The 17,137-nt window shown below is 67.5% G+C and carries 18 protein-coding genes; 11 read left to right on the top strand and 7 right to left on the bottom strand.

All coding sequences use genetic code 11. The features are described from left to right. Nucleotide 1 precedes the first annotated feature (1 nt). Nucleotides 2-391, top strand: coding sequence for a Sec-independent protein translocase protein TatB (gene tatB / locus ABQE93_RS18805; protein ID WP_448409596.1), 390 nt, complete (start codon nt 2-4; stop codon nt 389-391). Nucleotides 392-397: 6 nt separating this feature from the next. On the opposite strand, the gene ABQE93_RS18800 is transcribed toward tatB, so the two are convergent. From ABQE93_RS18800 to ABQE93_RS18780, 5 genes are all read right to left on the bottom strand, one after another. Next, the gene (locus ABQE93_RS18800; RefSeq protein ID WP_448409598.1) at nt 398-1,051 is read right to left on the bottom strand and encodes a VldE C-terminal domain-containing protein; all 654 of its coding nucleotides are present in this window, start codon (nt 1,049-1,051) and stop codon (nt 398-400) included. 54 nt (nt 1,052-1,105) lie between these two features. Continuing rightward, entirely contained in the window at nt 1,106-2,245 is a 1,140-nt protein-coding gene (locus ABQE93_RS18795; RefSeq protein WP_448409599.1) for an Mrp/NBP35 family ATP-binding protein, read from the bottom strand. Between the two features lie 35 nt (nt 2,246-2,280). Beyond that, nucleotides 2,281-3,705, bottom strand: a complete 1,425-nt coding sequence (locus ABQE93_RS18790) for a lytic transglycosylase domain-containing protein (RefSeq protein WP_448409600.1) — start codon at nt 3,703-3,705, stop codon at nt 2,281-2,283. A 124-nt stretch (nt 3,706-3,829) separates the two neighbouring features. Continuing rightward, entirely contained in the window at nt 3,830-4,342 is a 513-nt protein-coding gene (locus tag ABQE93_RS18785; protein WP_448409601.1) for a DUF1003 domain-containing protein, read from the bottom strand. Continuing rightward, the gene (locus ABQE93_RS18780) at nt 4,339-5,631 is read right to left on the bottom strand and encodes a magnesium transporter MgtE N-terminal domain-containing protein (protein WP_448409603.1); all 1,293 of its coding nucleotides are present in this window, start codon (nt 5,629-5,631) and stop codon (nt 4,339-4,341) included. The genes ABQE93_RS18785 and ABQE93_RS18780 overlap by 4 nt, the downstream gene beginning before the upstream one ends. A 25-nt stretch (nt 5,632-5,656) precedes the next feature. Between ABQE93_RS18780 and ABQE93_RS18775 the strand changes: the two genes are divergently transcribed. Beyond that, nucleotides 5,657-6,613: an HpcH/HpaI aldolase/citrate lyase family protein gene (locus ABQE93_RS18775; RefSeq protein ID WP_448409747.1), complete on the top strand. Its 957-nt coding sequence runs from the start codon at nt 5,657-5,659 to the stop codon at nt 6,611-6,613. Between the two features lie 9 nt (nt 6,614-6,622). Here ABQE93_RS18775 and ABQE93_RS18770 read toward each other — a convergent pair whose 3' ends face one another. Next, nucleotides 6,623-7,258, bottom strand: coding sequence for a DUF4190 domain-containing protein (locus ABQE93_RS18770; protein ID WP_448409605.1), 636 nt, complete (start codon nt 7,256-7,258; stop codon nt 6,623-6,625). 106 nt (nt 7,259-7,364) lie between these two features. Between ABQE93_RS18770 and ABQE93_RS18765 the strand changes: the two genes are divergently transcribed. From ABQE93_RS18765 to ABQE93_RS18725, 9 genes are all read left to right on the top strand, one after another. After that, nucleotides 7,365-7,892, top strand: coding sequence for a YflT domain-containing protein (locus ABQE93_RS18765; protein ID WP_448409607.1), 528 nt, complete (start codon nt 7,365-7,367; stop codon nt 7,890-7,892). 104 nt (nt 7,893-7,996) lie between these two features. Beyond that, on the top strand, nt 7,997-9,496 hold the full coding sequence (locus tag ABQE93_RS18760; RefSeq protein ID WP_448409608.1) for an ABC transporter substrate-binding protein: 1,500 nt from the start codon (nt 7,997-7,999) through the stop codon (nt 9,494-9,496). Beyond that, nucleotides 9,493-10,419 carry a carbohydrate ABC transporter permease gene (locus tag ABQE93_RS18755; RefSeq protein ID WP_448409610.1) on the top strand — a complete coding sequence of 309 codons (927 nt, stop codon included), beginning with the start codon at nt 9,493-9,495 and terminating at the stop codon, nt 10,417-10,419. The genes ABQE93_RS18760 and ABQE93_RS18755 overlap by 4 nt, the downstream gene beginning before the upstream one ends. Nucleotides 10,420-10,430: 11 nt before the next feature. Beyond that, nucleotides 10,431-11,255 (top strand): carbohydrate ABC transporter permease, encoded by an 825-nt coding sequence (locus ABQE93_RS18750; protein WP_448409749.1) that lies wholly within the window; start codon nt 10,431-10,433, stop codon nt 11,253-11,255. Between the two features lie 4 nt (nt 11,256-11,259). Then, nucleotides 11,260-12,459, top strand: coding sequence for an ABC transporter ATP-binding protein (locus tag ABQE93_RS18745; RefSeq protein ID WP_448409611.1), 1,200 nt, complete (start codon nt 11,260-11,262; stop codon nt 12,457-12,459). After that, nucleotides 12,456-13,061 carry a suppressor of fused domain protein gene (locus tag ABQE93_RS18740; RefSeq protein WP_448409613.1) on the top strand — a complete coding sequence of 202 codons (606 nt, stop codon included), beginning with the start codon at nt 12,456-12,458 and terminating at the stop codon, nt 13,059-13,061. The genes ABQE93_RS18745 and ABQE93_RS18740 overlap by 4 nt, the downstream gene beginning before the upstream one ends. An 85-nt stretch (nt 13,062-13,146) precedes the next feature. Beyond that, entirely contained in the window at nt 13,147-14,136 is a 990-nt protein-coding gene (locus tag ABQE93_RS18735) for a malate dehydrogenase (protein ID WP_448409614.1), read from the top strand. Nucleotides 14,137-14,178: 42 nt separating this feature from the next. Then, a complete protein-coding gene (locus ABQE93_RS18730) occupies nt 14,179-15,360 on the top strand; it encodes an NAD(P)-dependent malic enzyme (protein ID WP_448438074.1) in 1,182 nt (393 codons plus the stop codon). A 2-nt stretch (nt 15,361-15,362) separates the two neighbouring features. Next, entirely contained in the window at nt 15,363-16,208 is an 846-nt protein-coding gene (locus tag ABQE93_RS18725) for a glycine betaine ABC transporter substrate-binding protein (protein WP_448409615.1), read from the top strand. A 24-nt stretch (nt 16,209-16,232) separates the two neighbouring features. Here the strand turns inward: ABQE93_RS18725 and ABQE93_RS18720 are convergent, their stop codons facing one another. Further along, nucleotides 16,233-17,063 (bottom strand): SDR family NAD(P)-dependent oxidoreductase, encoded by an 831-nt coding sequence (locus ABQE93_RS18720; RefSeq protein WP_448409616.1) that lies wholly within the window; start codon nt 17,061-17,063, stop codon nt 16,233-16,235. Nucleotides 17,064-17,137: the final 74 nt, after the last annotated feature.

Raw genomic sequence — 17,137 nt, 5'->3', positions numbered from 1 at the left:
CATGTTCGCCAACGTCGGCTGGGGCGAGATGCTGATCCTGGTCATCGCCGGTCTGGTGATCCTGGGACCCGAACGGCTGCCCGGAGCGATCCGCTGGACGTCGTCGGCGCTGCGGCAGGCGCGCGACTACATCAGCGGGGCCACCACGCAGTTGCGGGAGGACCTCGGGCCCGAGTTCGACGATCTGCGGGAGCCGTTGGGCGAGCTGAACAAGCTGCGCGGGATGTCGCCGCGGGCCGCGATCACCAAACACCTGCTCGACGGTGACGATTCCCTGTTTACCGGGCAGTTCGACCGGCCCGTGGCCGAAAAGCCCGTCAGCTCACCGGCGCCCACCCCGCAGACTCCGCCACCGCCTTCGGTGACGCCGTATGACACCGACGCCACCTGAGCCGCATCAGATGAAGTAGCTCTCGTCGCCGGTCGGATATCCGCCGCCGTTGGTGGCGATGTGGATGTGGTCGAAGTGGTTGGCGGTCTCGTTGCCGTAGTCGGCGGTCCAACTCGGGGCGCCGACACCGGGGTAGAAGCCCTGCCGCCAGATCACATGGATGACGCCCCACCGCTTCGCGTTCGCCAGCGCGAACCCGGCGATCTGGTTGCCGAGCTCGATACCTTTCTCGCTGCCGTGGTTCGGAATCATCACGTCGATGGCCAACCCGTTGGGATGCCATTTCAACGGGTCCTGCCGGTAGCCGCCGATGCTGGTGATCTCCGGGAACAGCACGGACAGCGCGCGGGCCACCCGAATGGTGTTGACCTGCAACCCTTCCTCGGGTGCGACGCCGGGCGGTAACTCGAAGGTGACCGCGGCGCTGGCCACCGGCGCGCTTGCCGCCATCAACTCCGCCTCGGTGGGCGTGTCCACCGGCGGTCGTGGTGGGGCGGGCGGTTCGGCGACCTCACCGGGCGGAACCGAGGCCGCCGGCGTCTGGGGCGGGTGCTCGGCGGTTTGGGCATAGAACAGGCCCGCGGCCACGACGATCGAGGCGGCCAGCGCCAGCGTCCGGCGGCGCCCGCTGGCTAACCGATCTTTACCCACGAAAAGCACTGTAACGCCGCGTCGAACGACCCGTGGCGATCTTCGACATCGGACACGCGACCGTTATTGCCTGCCAGCAGGATCCAGACCCAGCGACATGCCGGCCAGCCCGCGCTTACGGCTCGACAGCGCCTCGGCGACACTGCGCAACTCCTTACCCGCCGCCGAGTCCGGCGCCGAGAGCACCAGCGGCACACCGGAGTCGCCCGCGGTGACCAGCGCCGGGTCGAGCGGCACCTGGCCGAGCAGCGGGACGTCGGCGCCGACGGATCGCGACAGCCGCTCGGCCACCTGCTTTCCGCCGCCCTCTCCGAAGATCTGCATGGTGGTGCCGTCGGGCAGCAGCAGCCCGGCCATGTTCTCCACCACACCGACGATGCGCTGACGGGTCTGCAGCGCGATCGCCCCGGCGCGCTCGGCGACTTCGGCGGCCGCCAACTGCGGGGTGGTTACGACGAGGATCTCCGCGCCCGGGATCAGCTGGGCCACCGAGATGGCGACGTCCCCGGTGCCCGGCGGGAGATCGAGCAGCAGCACATCCAGGTCGCCCCAGTAGACGTCGGCCAGGAACTGCTGCAGCGCACGGTGCAGCATCGGCCCACGCCACACCACCGGGGTGTTGCCCTGGGTGAACATCGCGATCGAGATCACCCGGACGTCGTGGGCGACCGGCGGCAGGATCATCGACTCGACCTGGGTCGGGCGGTCGGTGGTGCCCATCATCCGCGGTACCGAGTGGCCGTAGATGTCGGCGTCGAGTACGCCGACCGACAGCCCGCGCGCGGCCATGGCCGCCGCGATGTTCACCGTGACGCTCGACTTGCCGACACCGCCCTTGCCGGAGGCGACCGCGTAGACGCGGGTCAGCGAGTCCGGCTGGGCGAACGGGATGACCGGTTCGCGTGAGTCCCCGCGCAGCTGCTTGCGCAATTCAGTGCGCTGCTCGTCGTTCATCACGTCGAGGCTGACCTTGACCGCGCCGGTGCCAGGCACGTCGGCGACCGCGCGGCGCACGTCATCGGAGATCTCGGTCTTCTTCGGACACGCGGCGGTGGTCAGATACACCTCGACGTGCACGCCGCCATCGGCTTCGACGGTGACGTCTTTGATCATGCCGAGCTCGGTGATCGGCCGCCGAAGTTCGGGGTCGATCACCTTGGCCAGCGCGGCACGAACCGCAGTTTCAAGCTCAGATCCGGACATCGCATCCGAGTCTAGGCGTGACCCGAAATCCGTGGTTAACCCACCGGTCCAGGTGGTGGTCCCGGGATCGGCGCGCCGACGGGGCCGGGGGCCGGTCCTGGCGGCGGCCCTGGCGCGACGGGTGCTGCCGGGCCTGGCATGGGCGCCGGCGGCGCCCCCAGCGGAGGCGGTGCGGGCGGAAGCATCGGCTGCGCCATGGCGGGCCCAGGTGCGCCGAGCGCCGGCTGCAGCGGGGGCGGCGGCACGTTGTCCTCGATGCAGAACACCGCGCACTCGGGCTGCTGCGGCTGCATCCACGGCGGGGTCCACGGCGGCGGAGCCGGGGCCTGCGGATTCGGGGCGAGCTGGGGCACCGGGCCGGGCAGCGGTCCGAGCTGTTGGCCCGGTGCGAACCCGGGCACGCTGGTGATCTGGTTGGCCACGCTGTCGCGCTGCAGCAGCGACATCAGCGCCATCGGGTCGTTCTCGGGCAGGGCCAGCGCGTTGAGCGGCAGCCCGGGGCCCAGCCCTTCGTAGCTTTCGAGGCTTTCGAGGTGCTGCATACCGGTGTCGCCGAGCGCGGGTACCGAACCGGTGATCGGCGGCAGATCCATCGGGACCACGCCGGTGGCGTAGGCCGCGGCCCAGCCGAGCACGTTGCGGGCATAGGCCACCGAGTTGTTGTAGCGCAGGATCGAGGCCATCACGTGGGACTGATCGCGCAGGTTCATGCCGCCGCTGCACAGGTAACGCGCGGCCGCCAGGGTCGAGTCGAACAGGTTCTGCACCTCGGCCTTACCGTCGCCGTCGCCGTCTGACGCATAGCGCGCCCAGGTGCCCGGCAGGAACTGCATCGGCCCCATGGCGCGGGCGTAGGTGACGCGGTCGGCGGTGCGGCTCTGCACGATGACCTCGTTACCGGGCAGCGTGCCGTCCAGCACGGGCCCGAAGATCGGGCTGACCGCCGTGCCGCTGGCGTCGGTGGCGCCGCCGTTGGCGTGCATCGACTCGATGCGGCCGATACCGGCCAACAGGTTCCAGCTGACGCCGCACTCGGGCTGCGCCACGGCCATCATCCGCTCGGCGTTGCGGTACGCCGACAATGCCATCCCCGGGATACCAAGCGCACCAGGTGAATTCACCACCGCCGCGGGCGGCGGCGAGGACACCGAGGTGGAGGCGATGTGGAACGGGGACGGTGCTTTGGTGACCGCGACGACGGACGCGCCGCTGCGGGTGTCCGGTGAGGGTGCGACGGCGGCAAGCGGGGTCACCGCGGCGTCGCGCACCTGGGTGCGTGTGGACTGGGCGGAGGCGCCGACGCTGCCGGCGAGTACGACCGGGGTGATGATGGCGATGGCCATGCCCGCCCGGACCCGCGGCGGGGAGATCGCGTCATGCACACTCAGGCCCGATTTGGGAAGTACGCGCCCCGCTTGGCGCCGCACGGCCTTGAGGGCGGCGACTCCTCTGATGTGCACTCAACCGTCCTTGTTCTGCGATCGCTTGTGAACCAGGTCACCATACCTAGTCGATAACGGAGTTGTTACAGCAATGGCGTTAGCCGATGCAAGCTTTATGTGGCGGCGCGCCGCTCGGCGCCCGTCAACGACCGGTGTCGTCGTCGTGGGCAGTGGTCGCCGACTGCTGCATCGCCGTGAGCATCTCACGCAGTTCGTCGAGTTCGCGGCGCAGGTAGTCGCGGGTGGCGACCTCGCCGACGGCCAACCGCAGCGCGGCCAGTTCACGGGCCAGGTACTCGGTGTCGGCCTTGGTCTGCAAGGCGCGACGACGGTCTTCGTCCAGTGATACGCGGTCGCGGTTTTCCTGTCGGTTCTGCGCCAGCAGGATCAACGGCGCGGCGTAGGCGGCCTGTGTCGAGAACGCCAGGTTGAGCAAGATGAACGGATACGGATCCCAGCGCAGGCTGACAGCAAACAAGTTCAGGATGATCCAGACGACCACGAGGATCGTCTGCCACGCCAGATAGCGCCCGGTGCCCAGGAACCGGGCGATCGACTCGCTGACCCGCCCGACCGCCTCGGGGTCGTAGTTGAAGCCGAAGCGGCGTGACGTCAGCGGGGTGTCCAGGCGCCCGCGGCTCGTGGGCTCTGTCATGTCGTCCCCTCGGCGCCGGACAGTTCGGGCTCCTCGGTTTCGCGCCAGTCCTCAGGCAGCAGGTGGTCGAGGAGGTCGTCCACCGACACCGCGCCGAGCAGGTGGTTCTCCGCATCCACGACAGCCCCGCACACCAGGTTGTACGCGGCGAAGTACCGCGTCACCGCCGATAGTGAGTCCTCGGGTGCCAGGTTGGGCAGGTCGGTGTCGACGATGCCGCTGACCAGTTCGGCCGGGGGCTCGCGCAGCAGCCGCTGCAGGTGCACGCAACCCAGGTAGTGGCCGGTCGGCGTGGCGGTCGGGGGCCGCGTCACGAACACCAGCGACGCCGCCGCCGGGGTCAGATCGGGATCGCGGACCCGGGCCAGCGCCTCGGCGACGGTGGTGTCGGGTGCGAGGACGACCGGTTCGGAGGTCATCAACCCGCCCGCGGTGTTGGGGGAGTGCGACAGCAACCGCCGCACGTCCTCGGAGTCCTCGGGGTCCATCCGACGCAGGAAGTGTTCGGCTTCCGACGGGTTCATCGCGCCGAGCAGGTCGGCGGCGTCGTCGGGGTCCATCGCCTCCAACACCCGGGCGGAGCGCTCCGCAGGAAGCCGTTTGACGACGTCGGTCTGGTCGTCCTCGGGCAGCTCCTGCAGCACGTCGGCCAAGCGTTCGTCGTCGAGGGCGTTGATCAGCTCATAGCGCCGCTTGGCGGGCAGCTCGCGGATCGCCTCGGCGACCTCTACCGCGCGCTGGCCCTCGAACAGGTCGAGCAGCTGGGCCACCCCCTGGTCGGGCATTGCCAGCCCCGACGGTGTCAGACCCTGCACGCGCCGCCAGTCCACGACATGCACATTGCTGCGGCGGCCCAGCCGGCGCTGCGGGCGCACGGCCACCTTGGTGACCACCCAGTCGCGGGTGCGGGTCTGTTCGATGCCCAGATCGACGACGATCACGTCGATTCCGGCCAGATGCGACAGCTCGGGATCGTCGACGCGGACCCGGGTCTCGATGATCTGGCCGAGTACCAGCACCTCGCCCGGGCGCTGGGCGAACCGCCGCAGCGATACGCTGCCGGTCGACAACGTCACCGCGCCCGGCTCGATCGATGTCACCCGCAGGATCGGAACGAAAATCCTTCGGCGCGTAAGCAGTTCGATGACAAGGCCGAGTACCCGCGGTTGCTGGCGCACGATGCTGATGCTGACCACCACGTCGCGGACGCGGCCGATGGACTCCCCGTCGGGGCCCAGCACCACCATCCCCGCCAGTCGGGCCGCATAGACCCTGTTCACCGCCGCCATGAGTCAAAGGGTAGAGAGTGTGGTTGTGGAAAACCGGTATCGACCCCGCCGAACAGTGCTTTCCGTTCCCGGCAGCAGCGCCAAGATGATCGAGAAGGCGAAGTCACTGCCCGCCGACGAAGTGTTCCTCGACCTGGAGGACGCCGTCGCACCCGAGGCCAAGGCCGACGCCCGCACCGCGGTGGCGGCCGCGTTGGCCGAGCCCGGTTGGGCCGGGCAGCTGCTCGGGGTGCGGGTCAACGACTGGACCACACCGTGGACCCACGCCGACATCATCGAAGTGGTCGCGGGCGCCGGTGCCGCGCTCGACATTGTCGTGCTGCCCAAGGTGACTGACGTTTCGCATATCGAGGCGCTGGATCTGTTGCTGAGCCAACTGGAGACGACACACGGGCTGCCCGTGGGCCGCATCGGGATCGAGGCGCAGATCGAAAATGCGCAGGGGTTGACGAACATTGACGCGATCGCCGCTGCCCCGCGAGTGCAGGCGCTCGTGCTGGGCCCGGCCGATATGGCGGCCAGCCTGAACATGCGCACCCTCGAGGTCGGCGAGCAGCCCGAGGGGTACGACGTCGGCGACGCCCATCACCACGTGCTGATGCGGATCCTGATCGCTGCGCGCACCAACGGCATCCTGGCCATCGACGGCCCGTTCTTGAAGATCCGCGCCGTCGACGGGTTCCGACGGGTGGCGGGCCGGTCGGCCGCGCTGGGATATGACGGCAAATGGGTGCTGCATCCCGACCAGATCGCCGCGGGCAACGAGATTTTCAGCCCGCGGCAGAAGGACTACGACCACGCCGAGCTGATCCTGGAGGCCTACGAGTGGCACACCTCGCGTGCGGGCGGCGCGAGGGGCGCAGCGATGCTCGGCGACGAGATGATCGACGAGGCCAGCCGGAAGATGGCGCTGGTGATCGCGGGTAAGGGGCGCGCGGCGGGCATGGTCCGCAAGGAACCGCCGTTTCAGCCGCCGTCCTGACGGCGCGGGTCAGGCACTCAAGAAGGCGATGCCCGTGACGACGCTGATGAGGAACGTCACGGCGCCGATGGCGATACCGGCGATGGCCATCCCGCGTCCGCCCTCACCGGAGGTCTTGATCTGGTTGAGCGCGATGACCCCGAGCACGATGCCGATGATCGACCCGATCCCGCACAGAAACGGGATGACGCCGATGACGGAGGCCACCAGCGAGCCGATCGCCATCCCGTTGACCTTCTGGCCCGGTGCGCCGTATCCGGGCGCCGGATAGCCCATCCCGTATCCCTGCGGTCCGTAGCCCTGCGGGGGCCCGTAGCCCGGTGGGGGCGCCCCGTAGGGCGGCGGCGGCGCTCCGTAGGGCGGAGGCGGTGGCGGGTACGTGGGGTACTGCGGTGGCGGGGGATAGCCGCCCGGCGGCGGGTAGCCGGAGGGGTAGACCGACGACGGGTCGTAGCCCGGTGGGCCCGGGTACTGCTCGTCCGGCGGGCTGAAGGCCGGCGGCGGGGGGTATTCGGGTTGGTCTTGCGCTTGCGACGGCGTTTCGGTCGACTGGTGCGGTGCCTGCTCGACCGGCGTCGGCTCGGACGCATCCCCGGTGGAACCGGATGGCGTGGTTTCTCCTGAGTCTTCGCCGGGATTTGTCATGCTGTTCAACCTAGCGCAAATGCCCGGCACGATTGTGGCCGCTCACGCGTTGATCAGGGTAGGAGAATCACCTGATCAGACGCATGATTAAGGAGTTTGAATACCGATGACCAGCCCGTTTCAACCTGGACCGAACCCCGGCCCCACGCCGGGAACGCCGAGGGTGGGACGTGGCGCCCCGCCATCGCTGCCCACACCGCCGAAAGGCTGGCCCATCGGGTCGTATCCGACGTACGCCGAGGCGCAGCGAGCAGTCGACTACCTGTCTGACCAAGACTTCCCGGTGCAGCAGGTGACGATCGTGGGCGTGGACCTGATGCAGGTCGAACGTGTCACCGGTCGGCTGACATGGCCGAAGGTGCTCGGCGGGGGCGTGCTGACGGGCGCGTGGCTGGGTCTGTTCATCGGTCTGATCCTGGGCTTTTTCAGCCCCAACCCGTGGAGCGCACTGGCCACCGGTCTGATCGCCGGTGTCTTCTTCGGGTTGATCACCTCGGCGATCCCGTACGCGATGGCGCGCGGCACAAGAGATTTCAGCTCGACGCTGCAATTGGTGGCGGGTCGCTACGACGTGCTGTGTGATCCGCAGAGCGCCGAACGTGGCCGGGATCTGCTGGCGCGCTTGACGATCTGACCCTCCCCGCTGTGCGAGCGTGCGTGTTTGAGGGCGACACGCCGTCTGCTTAGCCGAGTTTGCGCACGTTCGCAATTGCGTAACGGTGTGCGACGCGCGCACCCATGGTGTTGCAAATCACGCATAACTCGCAATACGGTTTGCGCGCGGAGATTCCTGCCGGAGGTGGCGGTGACATCGACGCGGACTGGAGGCGGGTGGTGCGCGTCCCCTACGTGCGTGTGGGTGCTGCGGTGTTGGCCGCGCTGACGACGGCGTCAACCGTGGCGGCGTGCGGATCTGATACCGACGGACTCGTCATCAACTACTACACGCCGGCTAACGAAGCACAGACGTTCACGGCGGTCGCCGAGCGCTGCAACGAACAGTTCGGCGGCCGGTTCACCGTCCGGCAGATGAGCTTGCCCAAGGGGGCTGACGATCAGCGGTTGCAGCTGGCTCGGCGGCTGACCGGAAACGACAAGACGCTCGACGTGATGGCGCTCGACGTGGTGTGGACGGCCGAGTTCGCCGAGGCCGGTTGGGCGCTACCGCTTTCCGACGATCCGGCCGGGCTGGCCGAGGCCGACGCCACCTCCAACACCCTGCCCGGGCCGCTGGAGACGGCCAAGTGGGAGGGCCAGCTTTTCGCGGCACCTATCACCACCAACACCCAGTTGCTTTGGTACCGAGCCGATTTGATGGACGAGCCGCCGACGACCTGGGACGGCATGGTCGCCGAGGCGACGCGTCTGCACGCCGCGGGCAAGCCGAGTTGGATCGCCGTGCAAGGCAAGCAGTACGAAGGCCTGGTGGTGTGGTTCAACACGTTGCTTCAAAGCGCTGGCGGTCAAGTGCTTTCCGAAGACGGAGAGACCGTCACGCTGACCGACACCCCCGAGCATCGGGCCGCGACCGTCAAGGCGCTGCAGATCATGAAGGACGTTGCTACCGCACCGGGCGCCGATCCGTCGATCACGCAGACCGACGAGACCACCGCGCGGCTGGCGTTGGAACAGGGCAAAGCCGCACTGGAGGTGAACTGGCCCTACGTCCTGCCGTCGCTGCTGGAAAACGCCGTCAAGGGCGGCGTGAGCTTCCTGCCGCTCGACGAACGCCCGGATCTGCAGGACGCCATCACCGACGTCGGCACCTTCTCGCCGACCGACGAGCAGTTCGAGGCCGCCTACGAAGCCAGTAAGGATGTGTTCGGGTTCGCGCACTATCCCGGTGTCGTACCCGGTGAACGGGCCAAGGTGACGCTAGGCGGGCTGAACCTCGCGGTCGCCAAGACCACGCAGCACCGCAAGGAGGCGTTCGAGGCGATCCGCTGCCTGCGCAACATCGAGAACCAGCGCTACACCTCGGTGGAGGGTGGGCTGCCCGCGGTGCGCACGTCGCTGTACGACGACCCGACGTTCCAGGCCAAGTATCCGCAGTACGAGATCATCCGTGACCAACTCACCAACGCCGCGGTGCGACCGGCGACGCCGGTCTACCAGTCGGTGTCGATGCGGATGTCGGCCACGCTGGCGCCGATCACCGACATCGACCCGGAACGCACGGCCGACGAACTTACCGAGCAGGTGCAGAAAGCCATCGACGGTAAGGGGCTGATCCCATGACGGCGACGGCACCGACCGCGTCGCGCACCGCCGCGGCCACCGGCACCGACGACCGCAAATCCGAGCGGCGGCTGGCGTTCTGGCTGATCTCGCCCGCGGTGGTGCTGATGCTTGCGGTCACCGCCTACCCGATCGGCTACGCGGTGTGGTTGAGCCTGCTGCGCTACAACCTCGCCACCCCGGATGACACGTCGTTCGTGGGCTTGGAGAACTACGTCACCGTCCTCACCGACCGCTACTGGTGGACGGCGTTCGCGGTGACGCTGGGAATCACGGTGGTGTCAGTCGCGATCGAGTTCGTCCTCGGCATGGCGCTCGCGCTGGTGATGCACCGCACGATCTTCGGAAAAGGTGTGGTGCGCACCGCGATTCTGGTGCCCTACGGCATCGTCACGGTCGCGGCCTCCTACAGCTGGTACTACGCGTGGACGCCGGGCACCGGTTATCTGGCCAACCTGCTGCCCGAAGACAGTGCGCCGCTGACCCAACAGCTTCCGTCGCTGGCGATCATCGTGCTGGCCGAGGTGTGGAAGACGACGCCGTTTATGGCGCTGCTGTTGCTGGCCGGTCTGGCGCTGGTGCCGCAGGATCTGCTCAACGCCGCGCAGGTCGACGGCGCGGGCGCGTGGAAACGTCTGGTCAAGGTGATCATCCCGCTGGTCAAACCGGCCATCCTGGTGGCACTGCTGTTTCGCACCTTGGATGCGTTCCGCATCTTCGACAACATCTACATTTTGACCGGCGGCGCCAACGACACCGGATCCGTGTCGATCCTGGGCTACGACAACCTGTTCAAGGCGTTCAATCTCGGCCTGGGATCGGCGATTTCGGTGTTGATCTTCCTGTCGGTGGCGATTATCGCGTTCATCTACATCAAGATCTTCGGAGCCTCGGCGCCGGGATCCGACGAGGAGCGACGCTGATGGCTGAGCGGGTGAACGCCCGGCGCGCAACGGGTTGGACCGTCGTCAACGTGGCGGTGGTGGTGTATGCGCTGCTCCCGGTGCTGTGGATCCTGAGCCTGTCGTTGAAGCCGACGTCGACCGTCAAGGACGGCAAGCTGATTCCCGACGGCATCACCTTCGACAACTACAAGGGCATCTTTCAAGGCAACTTCTTCTCCTCGGCGCTGATCAACTCCATCGGTGTCGGTCTGATCACCACGTTGATCGCGGTCGCGATCGGCGGCATGGCCGCGTACGCCGTGGCCCGGCTGACGTTCCCCGGTAAGCGGCTACTCATCGGCGTCGCGTTACTGATCGCGATGTTCCCCCAGATCTCTTTGGTTACACCGCTTTTCAACATCTGGCGCAACATCGGGCTGTTCGACACCTGGCCCGGGCTGATCATCCCGTACATCACGTTCGCGTTACCGTTGGCGATCTACACGCTCTCGGCGTTCTTCCGGGAGATCCCATGGGATCTGGAGAAGGCGGCGAAGATGGACGGCGCCACCCCGTGGCAGGCGTTCCGCAAGGTGATCGCCCCGTTGGCTGCCCCCGGCATCGTCACCGCGGCGATCCTGGTGTTCATCTTCGCGTGGAACGACCTGCTGCTGGCGTTGTCGCTGACGGCGACCGAGCGCGCGATCACCGCGCCCGTCGCGATCGCAAACTTCACCGGCAGTTCGCAGTTCGAGGAGCCGACGGGTTCGATCGCAGCCGGGGCGATGGTCATTACCATCCCGATCATTGTTTTTGTTCTCATCTTCCAACGACGGATCGTCGCCGGTCTGACATCCGGCGCGGTGAAGGGGTAGTTCGATGGCCGAAATCGTGTTGGACCGGGTGACCAAGAGTTACCCAGGCGGTGCGACGGCCGTCAAGGACTTGTCGCTGACCATCGCCGACGGCGAGTTCATCATCCTGGTCGGGCCGTCCGGCTGCGGTAAGTCCACGACCCTGAACATGATCGCCGGCCTGGAAGAGATCACCTCGGGGGAGTTGCGCATCGGCGGCGAACGCGTCAACGAGAAGGCGCCCAAGGACCGCGACATCGCGATGGTGTTCCAGTCCTATGCGCTGTACCCGCACATGACCGTCCGGCAGAACATCGCGTTCCCGCTGACCCTGGCAAAAATGAAAAAAGACGACATCGCCCGCAAGGTCGATGAAGCCGCCAAAATCCTCGACCTCACCGAGTTTCTGGACCGCAAACCCGCGCAGTTGTCGGGTGGTCAGCGCCAGCGCGTCGCGATGGGCCGCGCGATCGTCCGCGACCCCAAGGCGTTTCTGATGGACGAGCCGCTGTCCAACCTGGACGCCAAGCTGCGAGTCCAGATGCGTTCGGAGATCGCACGGCTGCAGGACCGGCTGGGCACCACGACGGTCTACGTCACCCACGATCAGACCGAGGCCATGACGTTGGGCGACCGCGTGGTGGTGTTGTTGGGCGGCGTGGCTCAGCAAGTCGGCACGCCCGATGAGCTCTACAAGTTCCCGGCCAACCTGTTCGTGGCGGGCTTCATCGGTTCCCCGGCGATGAACTTCCTGCCTGCCAGCATCACCGATGTGGGCGTACGGCTGCCGTTCGGCGAAGTCACGATGAACCCCGAAGTCCACGACCGGTTGACGCGGCGCAACGCGCCGTCCGACGTGATCGTCGGCATCCGTCCCGAGCACCTCGAGGACGCCGCGGTGCTCGACGGCTACGCGCGCATCAGCGCGTTCACGTTCGACGTGACGGTCGAACTGGTCGAGTCGTTGGGCGCCGACAAGTACGTGCACTTCAAGACCGAGGGCACCGGGGCGCGCTCCGCCCAGCTCGCCGAGTTGGCGGCAGAGTCCGGCAGTGGCGAAAACGAGTTCGTGGCAAGGGTTTCCACCGAGTCCACCGCCAAACAAGGCGACACCATCCAGCTGGCCGTCGACACGTCGAGGTTGGTGATCTTCGATCCAGACTCGGGCAGCAACCTCAGCCTCCCCGACGACGCCGACGACGCGGCTGGGCCGCCCGCCGAGTGATCGACGTCCTGGGGCGGGTCCGCGAGCACCTGCGCGAGCACTTCACCCGCGCCGCCATCGCCGCCGAACCCGACGCGGCAAGCGTCACCTTCCTGGGGACCGAGAATATCGACGTGCTGCGGTTCGGGCCCGACGGCAGGCCCGGGCTGGACGGCGTCTTTCACTATGTCTCGGTTGGCTGTTCGCGACATCCGATGGCCGACCCGACCGAGATGGTCACCGACGCGCTGCACGGCCCGCGCGCCGAGATCAGCGTCGCGCTGCGCGGCGCCACGCCCCGCGGGCTGGTGCGGTCCATCGCGATCGTCGCCGCCGCCCCAGCCGTCGAAGGTTTGGTGCTTGCGCCCGACGCGCTCATCGACCTCGAGTCGCCGCTGTGGGAAGGTGCCCCGTTCACCGCGTTCCTGTTGTCGACCAGCGACATCGACGACGTCGCGTTGACGCCGCCGCTGCCGCCGGTGACGGTGTTGTCGGCGACGCCGATCACCGCGACGGAGGCGGCCTGGGTGCGGCTCAAGGGCGCCGACGCGATGCGTGAAGCGTGGCAGCAGGACGGGGTCGACGTGCTCGATCCTGAGCGGCGGGCCGCCAGACCGACCTGAGCGGCGAGCGGCACCGGAGATCAGCAGGGTGACGGCGGTGCGCTAGGTTCGTGCGGAAACCATCTGGAGCCAAGGAGCATCTGACGTGAGCACAACTCCCCTCAAGGTCGCCGTCACCGGTGCGGCGGGCCAGATCGGCTACAGCCTGTTGTTCCGCATCGCGAGCGGCTCGCTGTTGGGCCCCGATCGCCCGGTCGAGCTGCGGTTACTCGAGATCGAGCCGGCGCTCAAGGCGCTCGAGGGTGTCGTGATGGAGCTCGACGACTGCGCGTTCCCGCTGCTGTCCGGCGTGGAAATCGGCGCCGACGCCAACAAGATCTTCGACGGCGCCAACCTGGCGCTGCTGGTCGGCGCCCGGCCGCGCGGCCCGGGCATGGAGCGCAGCGATCTGCTCGAGGCCAACGGCGCCATCTTCACCGCCCAGGGCAAGGCGCTCAACGAGGTCGCCGCCGACGACATCCGCATCGGGGTGACCGGTAACCCGGCCAACACCAACGCGCTGATCGCGATGAGCAATGCACCCGACATCCCGCGCGAACGGTTTTCCGCGCTGACCCGGCTGGATCACAACCGGGCGATCAGCCAGCTGGCCCGCAAGACCGGCGCCAGTGTGACCGACATCAAGAAGATGACGATCTGGGGCAACCACTCGGCCACCCAGTACCCCGACATCTTCCACGCCGAGATCGGCGGCCGCAACGCCGCCGAGGTCGTCAACGACCAGGACTGGATCGAGAACGACTTCATTCCCACGGTGGCCAAGCGCGGCGCGGCGATCATCGACGCGCGCGGCGCCTCCTCGGCCGCGTCGGCCGCCTCGGCGACCGTCGACGCCGCACGTGACTGGCTGCTGGGCACTCCGAAGGACGACTGGGTGTCGATGGCGGTGATCTCCGACGGCAGCTACGACGTGCCGGAGGGGCTGATCTCCTCGTTCCCGGTGACCACCGAAAACGGCAACTGGACGATCGTGCAGGGCCTGGAGATCAACGATTTCTCCCGGGCCCGCATCGACAAGACGACGGGCGAACTCGCCGATGAACGCAAGGCGGTCACGGATCTCGGACTCATCTGAGGCGATTAGGCTACCTACCAGTTCGTCGCTACCCTCGACACCGTGTCGCAAGCGGTGGAAGAACATTTGGTGACCGAATCCAACATCGTCCTTTCTGACGACGAGATTTTCGCTGGCCATGCCGGCGGCAAGCTCGGGGTGGAACTGAAGTCGCCGTTGGATACCCAGCGCGCGTTGTCGATCGCCTATACGCCCGGTGTGGCGCAGGTGAGCCGGGCCATTGCCGCCGACCACACGTTGGCCGCCCGCTACACCTGGGCCAACCGCCTCGTCGCTGTGGTCAGCGACGGCACCGCGGTGCTGGGCCTCGGCGACGTCGGGCCGGCGGCGTCGCTGCCGGTGATGGAGGGTAAGTGCGCGCTGTTCAAGGAGTTCGCCGGTCTGGACGCGATCCCGATCGTGTTGGACACCAAGGACCCCGACGAGATCGTGGAGACGCTGATCCGGCTGCGCCCGACGTTCGGCGCCGTCAACTTGGAGGACATCTCCGCGCCGCGCTGCTTTGAGATCGAACGTCGTCTCGTCGAGGCGCTGGACTGCCCGGTCATGCACGATGACCAGCACGGAACGGCAATCGTGGTGCTGGCGGCGCTGATTGGCGCCGCGGCCGTCGTCGAACGTGACCCGGCCTCGCTGCGCGTCGTGGTGTCCGGCGCGGGCGCGGCCGGGGTGGCGTGCACAAAGATCTTGCTGGCCAAGGGGATCAACGACATCACGGTGCTGGACTCGCAGGGCATCGTGCACGGGGACCGCGAAGATCTCAACGCCTACAAGACCGAACTGGCCGAACAGACCAATCCCCGCGGGGTGACCGGCGGTCTGGCCGAGGCGCTCAACGGCGCCGACGTGTTCCTCGGGTTGTCCGCGGGTGTGGTGCCGCCTGAGTTGGTCGCGACCATGTCGCCGGACGCCATCGTGTTTGCACTGTCCAACCCCGACCCGGAGATCCATCCCGACGACGCGAAGAAACACGCCGCCGTGGTGGCCACCGGTCGCAGCGACTTTCCGAACCAGATCAACAACGTGCTGGCGTTCCCGGGAGTGTTCCGGGGGGCGCTGGACGCCGGCGCAGAGCGCATCACCGAGCAGATGAAGGTGGCGGCCGCCGACGCGATCTTCTCGGTGGTGGCCGACGACCTCTCGCCCGACTGCATCGTGCCCAGCGTGTTGGACCCACGGGTGGGTCCGGCTGTGGCACAAGCGGTTGCCAACGCCGCCACCTGATCATGGCGGTTCGGTGGCTGGCGTCAGCGCTCGTCGCGCTGCTCGTCGCGGCCACCGCCGGCTGCGGCGGCGACGCCGAAGCCCCGTCCATCGCCGTCGGTTCCGCGCCGGATCCTGACGCGACGGTGATCGCGCACCTCTACGCCGCGGCGCTGCGCTACTACGGCAGCCCCGCGCACGTCGAACCCGAAGCCGACCCGCTGATCCAACTGGACGCCGGCGATGTTCGCGTCGTCCCGGGTTTCACCGGGCAGTTGCTGCACCGGTTCATGCCCGACGCGACCGCGCGCTCGGCGGCCCAGGTGTACCGAGACCTGGTGTCGGCCTTGCCAGAAGGCATCGCCGCGGGCGACTACACGATGTCAGCGGAGGACAAACCTGCGCTCGTCGTCACCGAGTCGTCCGCCGACGCATGGGGCGGACGCGATGTCACCGCGGCGGTGCACAACTGCGACAAGCTGAGGGTCGGCCACGTCGTCGATGACCCGGGGCCCGCCGCGCTGGGCACCTGCGACATCGGCAGTTCCCGTGAATTCCCAGACAGCGCAGCGATGTTCGCCGCTGTGCAAGCGGGCCAGATCAACGCGGGGTGGACGACGACCGCCGCGACCGGCATCCCGCCGCAGCTGTTGACGTTGTCGGACAAGACATCGCTGATCCGCGCGGAGAACCTGGTGCCGCTGTACCGTCGCAACATGCTCAACGAACGGCAGGTGCTCGCGCTCAACGAGATCGCCGGCGTGCTGGATACCGCTGCGCTGGCGCAGATGCGCGCCGACGTCGCCGACGGCAAAGACCCTCGCCACGTCGTGGACTCGTTTTTGGCCGAACACCCGCTCGGCATCTGACCCTCTTTTTTCCGCCAACAGCGGTCAGTGCGCGTTGGGTACCAGCCGCGAGACCACCGTGTTGAAGAGCCACTGATAGCCCGAACCCGTGAGCCGCACGATGGCGTCGAGCACTTTGGCGTCCGGGCCGACCAGCACCCGGGGCTTGTTCCTGCGGACAGCGGAAAGGATTTCGCGTGCCGCCTTCTCCGGCGTGGTGATCGTCAGCCGGGTGTCGAAAGTCTTTGTCAGGCCTTCCCGATCAACACCCTCGGCGGCTGTCGCGTTACGCATGATCGCGGTCTTGATGCCGCCGGGATGCACGGTGGTCACCTTCACCGGGTACTTCTTGGCGACCATCTCCTGGCGCAGCGCTTCGGTGAACCCGCGGACCGCGAACTTCGCGGAGTTGTACGCCGCCTGCCCCGGGACCGAGAAGATGCCGAACACGCTGGAGACGTTGACGATGTGACCGTCGCCGGAGGCGATCAGGTGCGGCAGGAACGCCTTGGTGCCGTTGACCACACCCCAGAAGTCGACGTCCATCACGCGCTCGAAGTCCTTGTACGGCGTCACCTCGACGTCGCCGACATAGGCGATCCCGGCGTTGTTGTAGACCTGGTTGACGATGCCGAAGTGGTCCACCACCGACTCGGCGTACAACTCGAAGGCTTCACGTTCGGTGACGTCCAACCGGTCGGCCTTCACCGGCGCGCCGATCGCCTTGAGTTGCTGCTCGGTGCTGGCCAGTCCCTCGGTGTCGACGTCGCTGATCGCCAGCTTCGCACCTGACCGGGCCAGTTCGACCGCCAGCGCCTGACCGATACCTGATCCGGCGCCGGTCACCACCGCGACCTTTCCGGCGAAGCCCTCCATAGCCACTCCTCTGGTCGTGAACTCGAAACGAGGCTACCGGTACCGGCGGTAGCGCCTACAGCGGGCCGACGTTC

The sequence above is a fragment of the Mycolicibacterium sp. XJ662 genome (assembly GCF_053484035.1).
Note: the sequence above shows the minus strand (reverse complement) of the source record. Positions and strands in the feature narration are given on the sequence as shown.

What these genes read in the sequence shown, in the direction of transcription:
- tatB (WP_448409596.1), top strand. Translation starts at nt 2, where the DNA reads ATGTTCGCCAACGTCGGCTGGGGCGAGATGCTGATCCTGGTCATCGCC.
- ABQE93_RS18795 (WP_448409599.1), bottom strand. Translation starts at nt 2,245, where the DNA reads ATGTCCGGATCTGAGCTTGAAACTGCGGTTCGTGCCGCGCTGGCCAAG.
- ABQE93_RS18785 (WP_448409601.1), bottom strand. Translation starts at nt 4,342, where the DNA reads ATGACAGAGCCCACGAGCCGCGGGCGCCTGGACACCCCGCTGACGTCA.
- ABQE93_RS18780 (WP_448409603.1), bottom strand. Translation starts at nt 5,631, where the DNA reads ATGGCGGCGGTGAACAGGGTCTATGCGGCCCGACTGGCGGGGATGGTG.
- ABQE93_RS18770 (WP_448409605.1), bottom strand. Translation starts at nt 7,258, where the DNA reads ATGACAAATCCCGGCGAAGACTCAGGAGAAACCACGCCATCCGGTTCC.
- ABQE93_RS18765 (WP_448409607.1), top strand. Translation starts at nt 7,365, where the DNA reads ATGACCAGCCCGTTTCAACCTGGACCGAACCCCGGCCCCACGCCGGGA.
- ABQE93_RS18760 (WP_448409608.1), top strand. Translation starts at nt 7,997, where the DNA reads ATGGTGTTGCAAATCACGCATAACTCGCAATACGGTTTGCGCGCGGAG.
- ABQE93_RS18755 (WP_448409610.1), top strand. Translation starts at nt 9,493, where the DNA reads ATGACGGCGACGGCACCGACCGCGTCGCGCACCGCCGCGGCCACCGGC.
- ABQE93_RS18745 (WP_448409611.1), top strand. Translation starts at nt 11,260, where the DNA reads ATGGCCGAAATCGTGTTGGACCGGGTGACCAAGAGTTACCCAGGCGGT.
- ABQE93_RS18725 (WP_448409615.1), top strand. Translation starts at nt 15,363, where the DNA reads ATGGCGGTTCGGTGGCTGGCGTCAGCGCTCGTCGCGCTGCTCGTCGCG.
- ABQE93_RS18720 (WP_448409616.1), bottom strand. Translation starts at nt 17,063, where the DNA reads ATGGAGGGCTTCGCCGGAAAGGTCGCGGTGGTGACCGGCGCCGGATCA.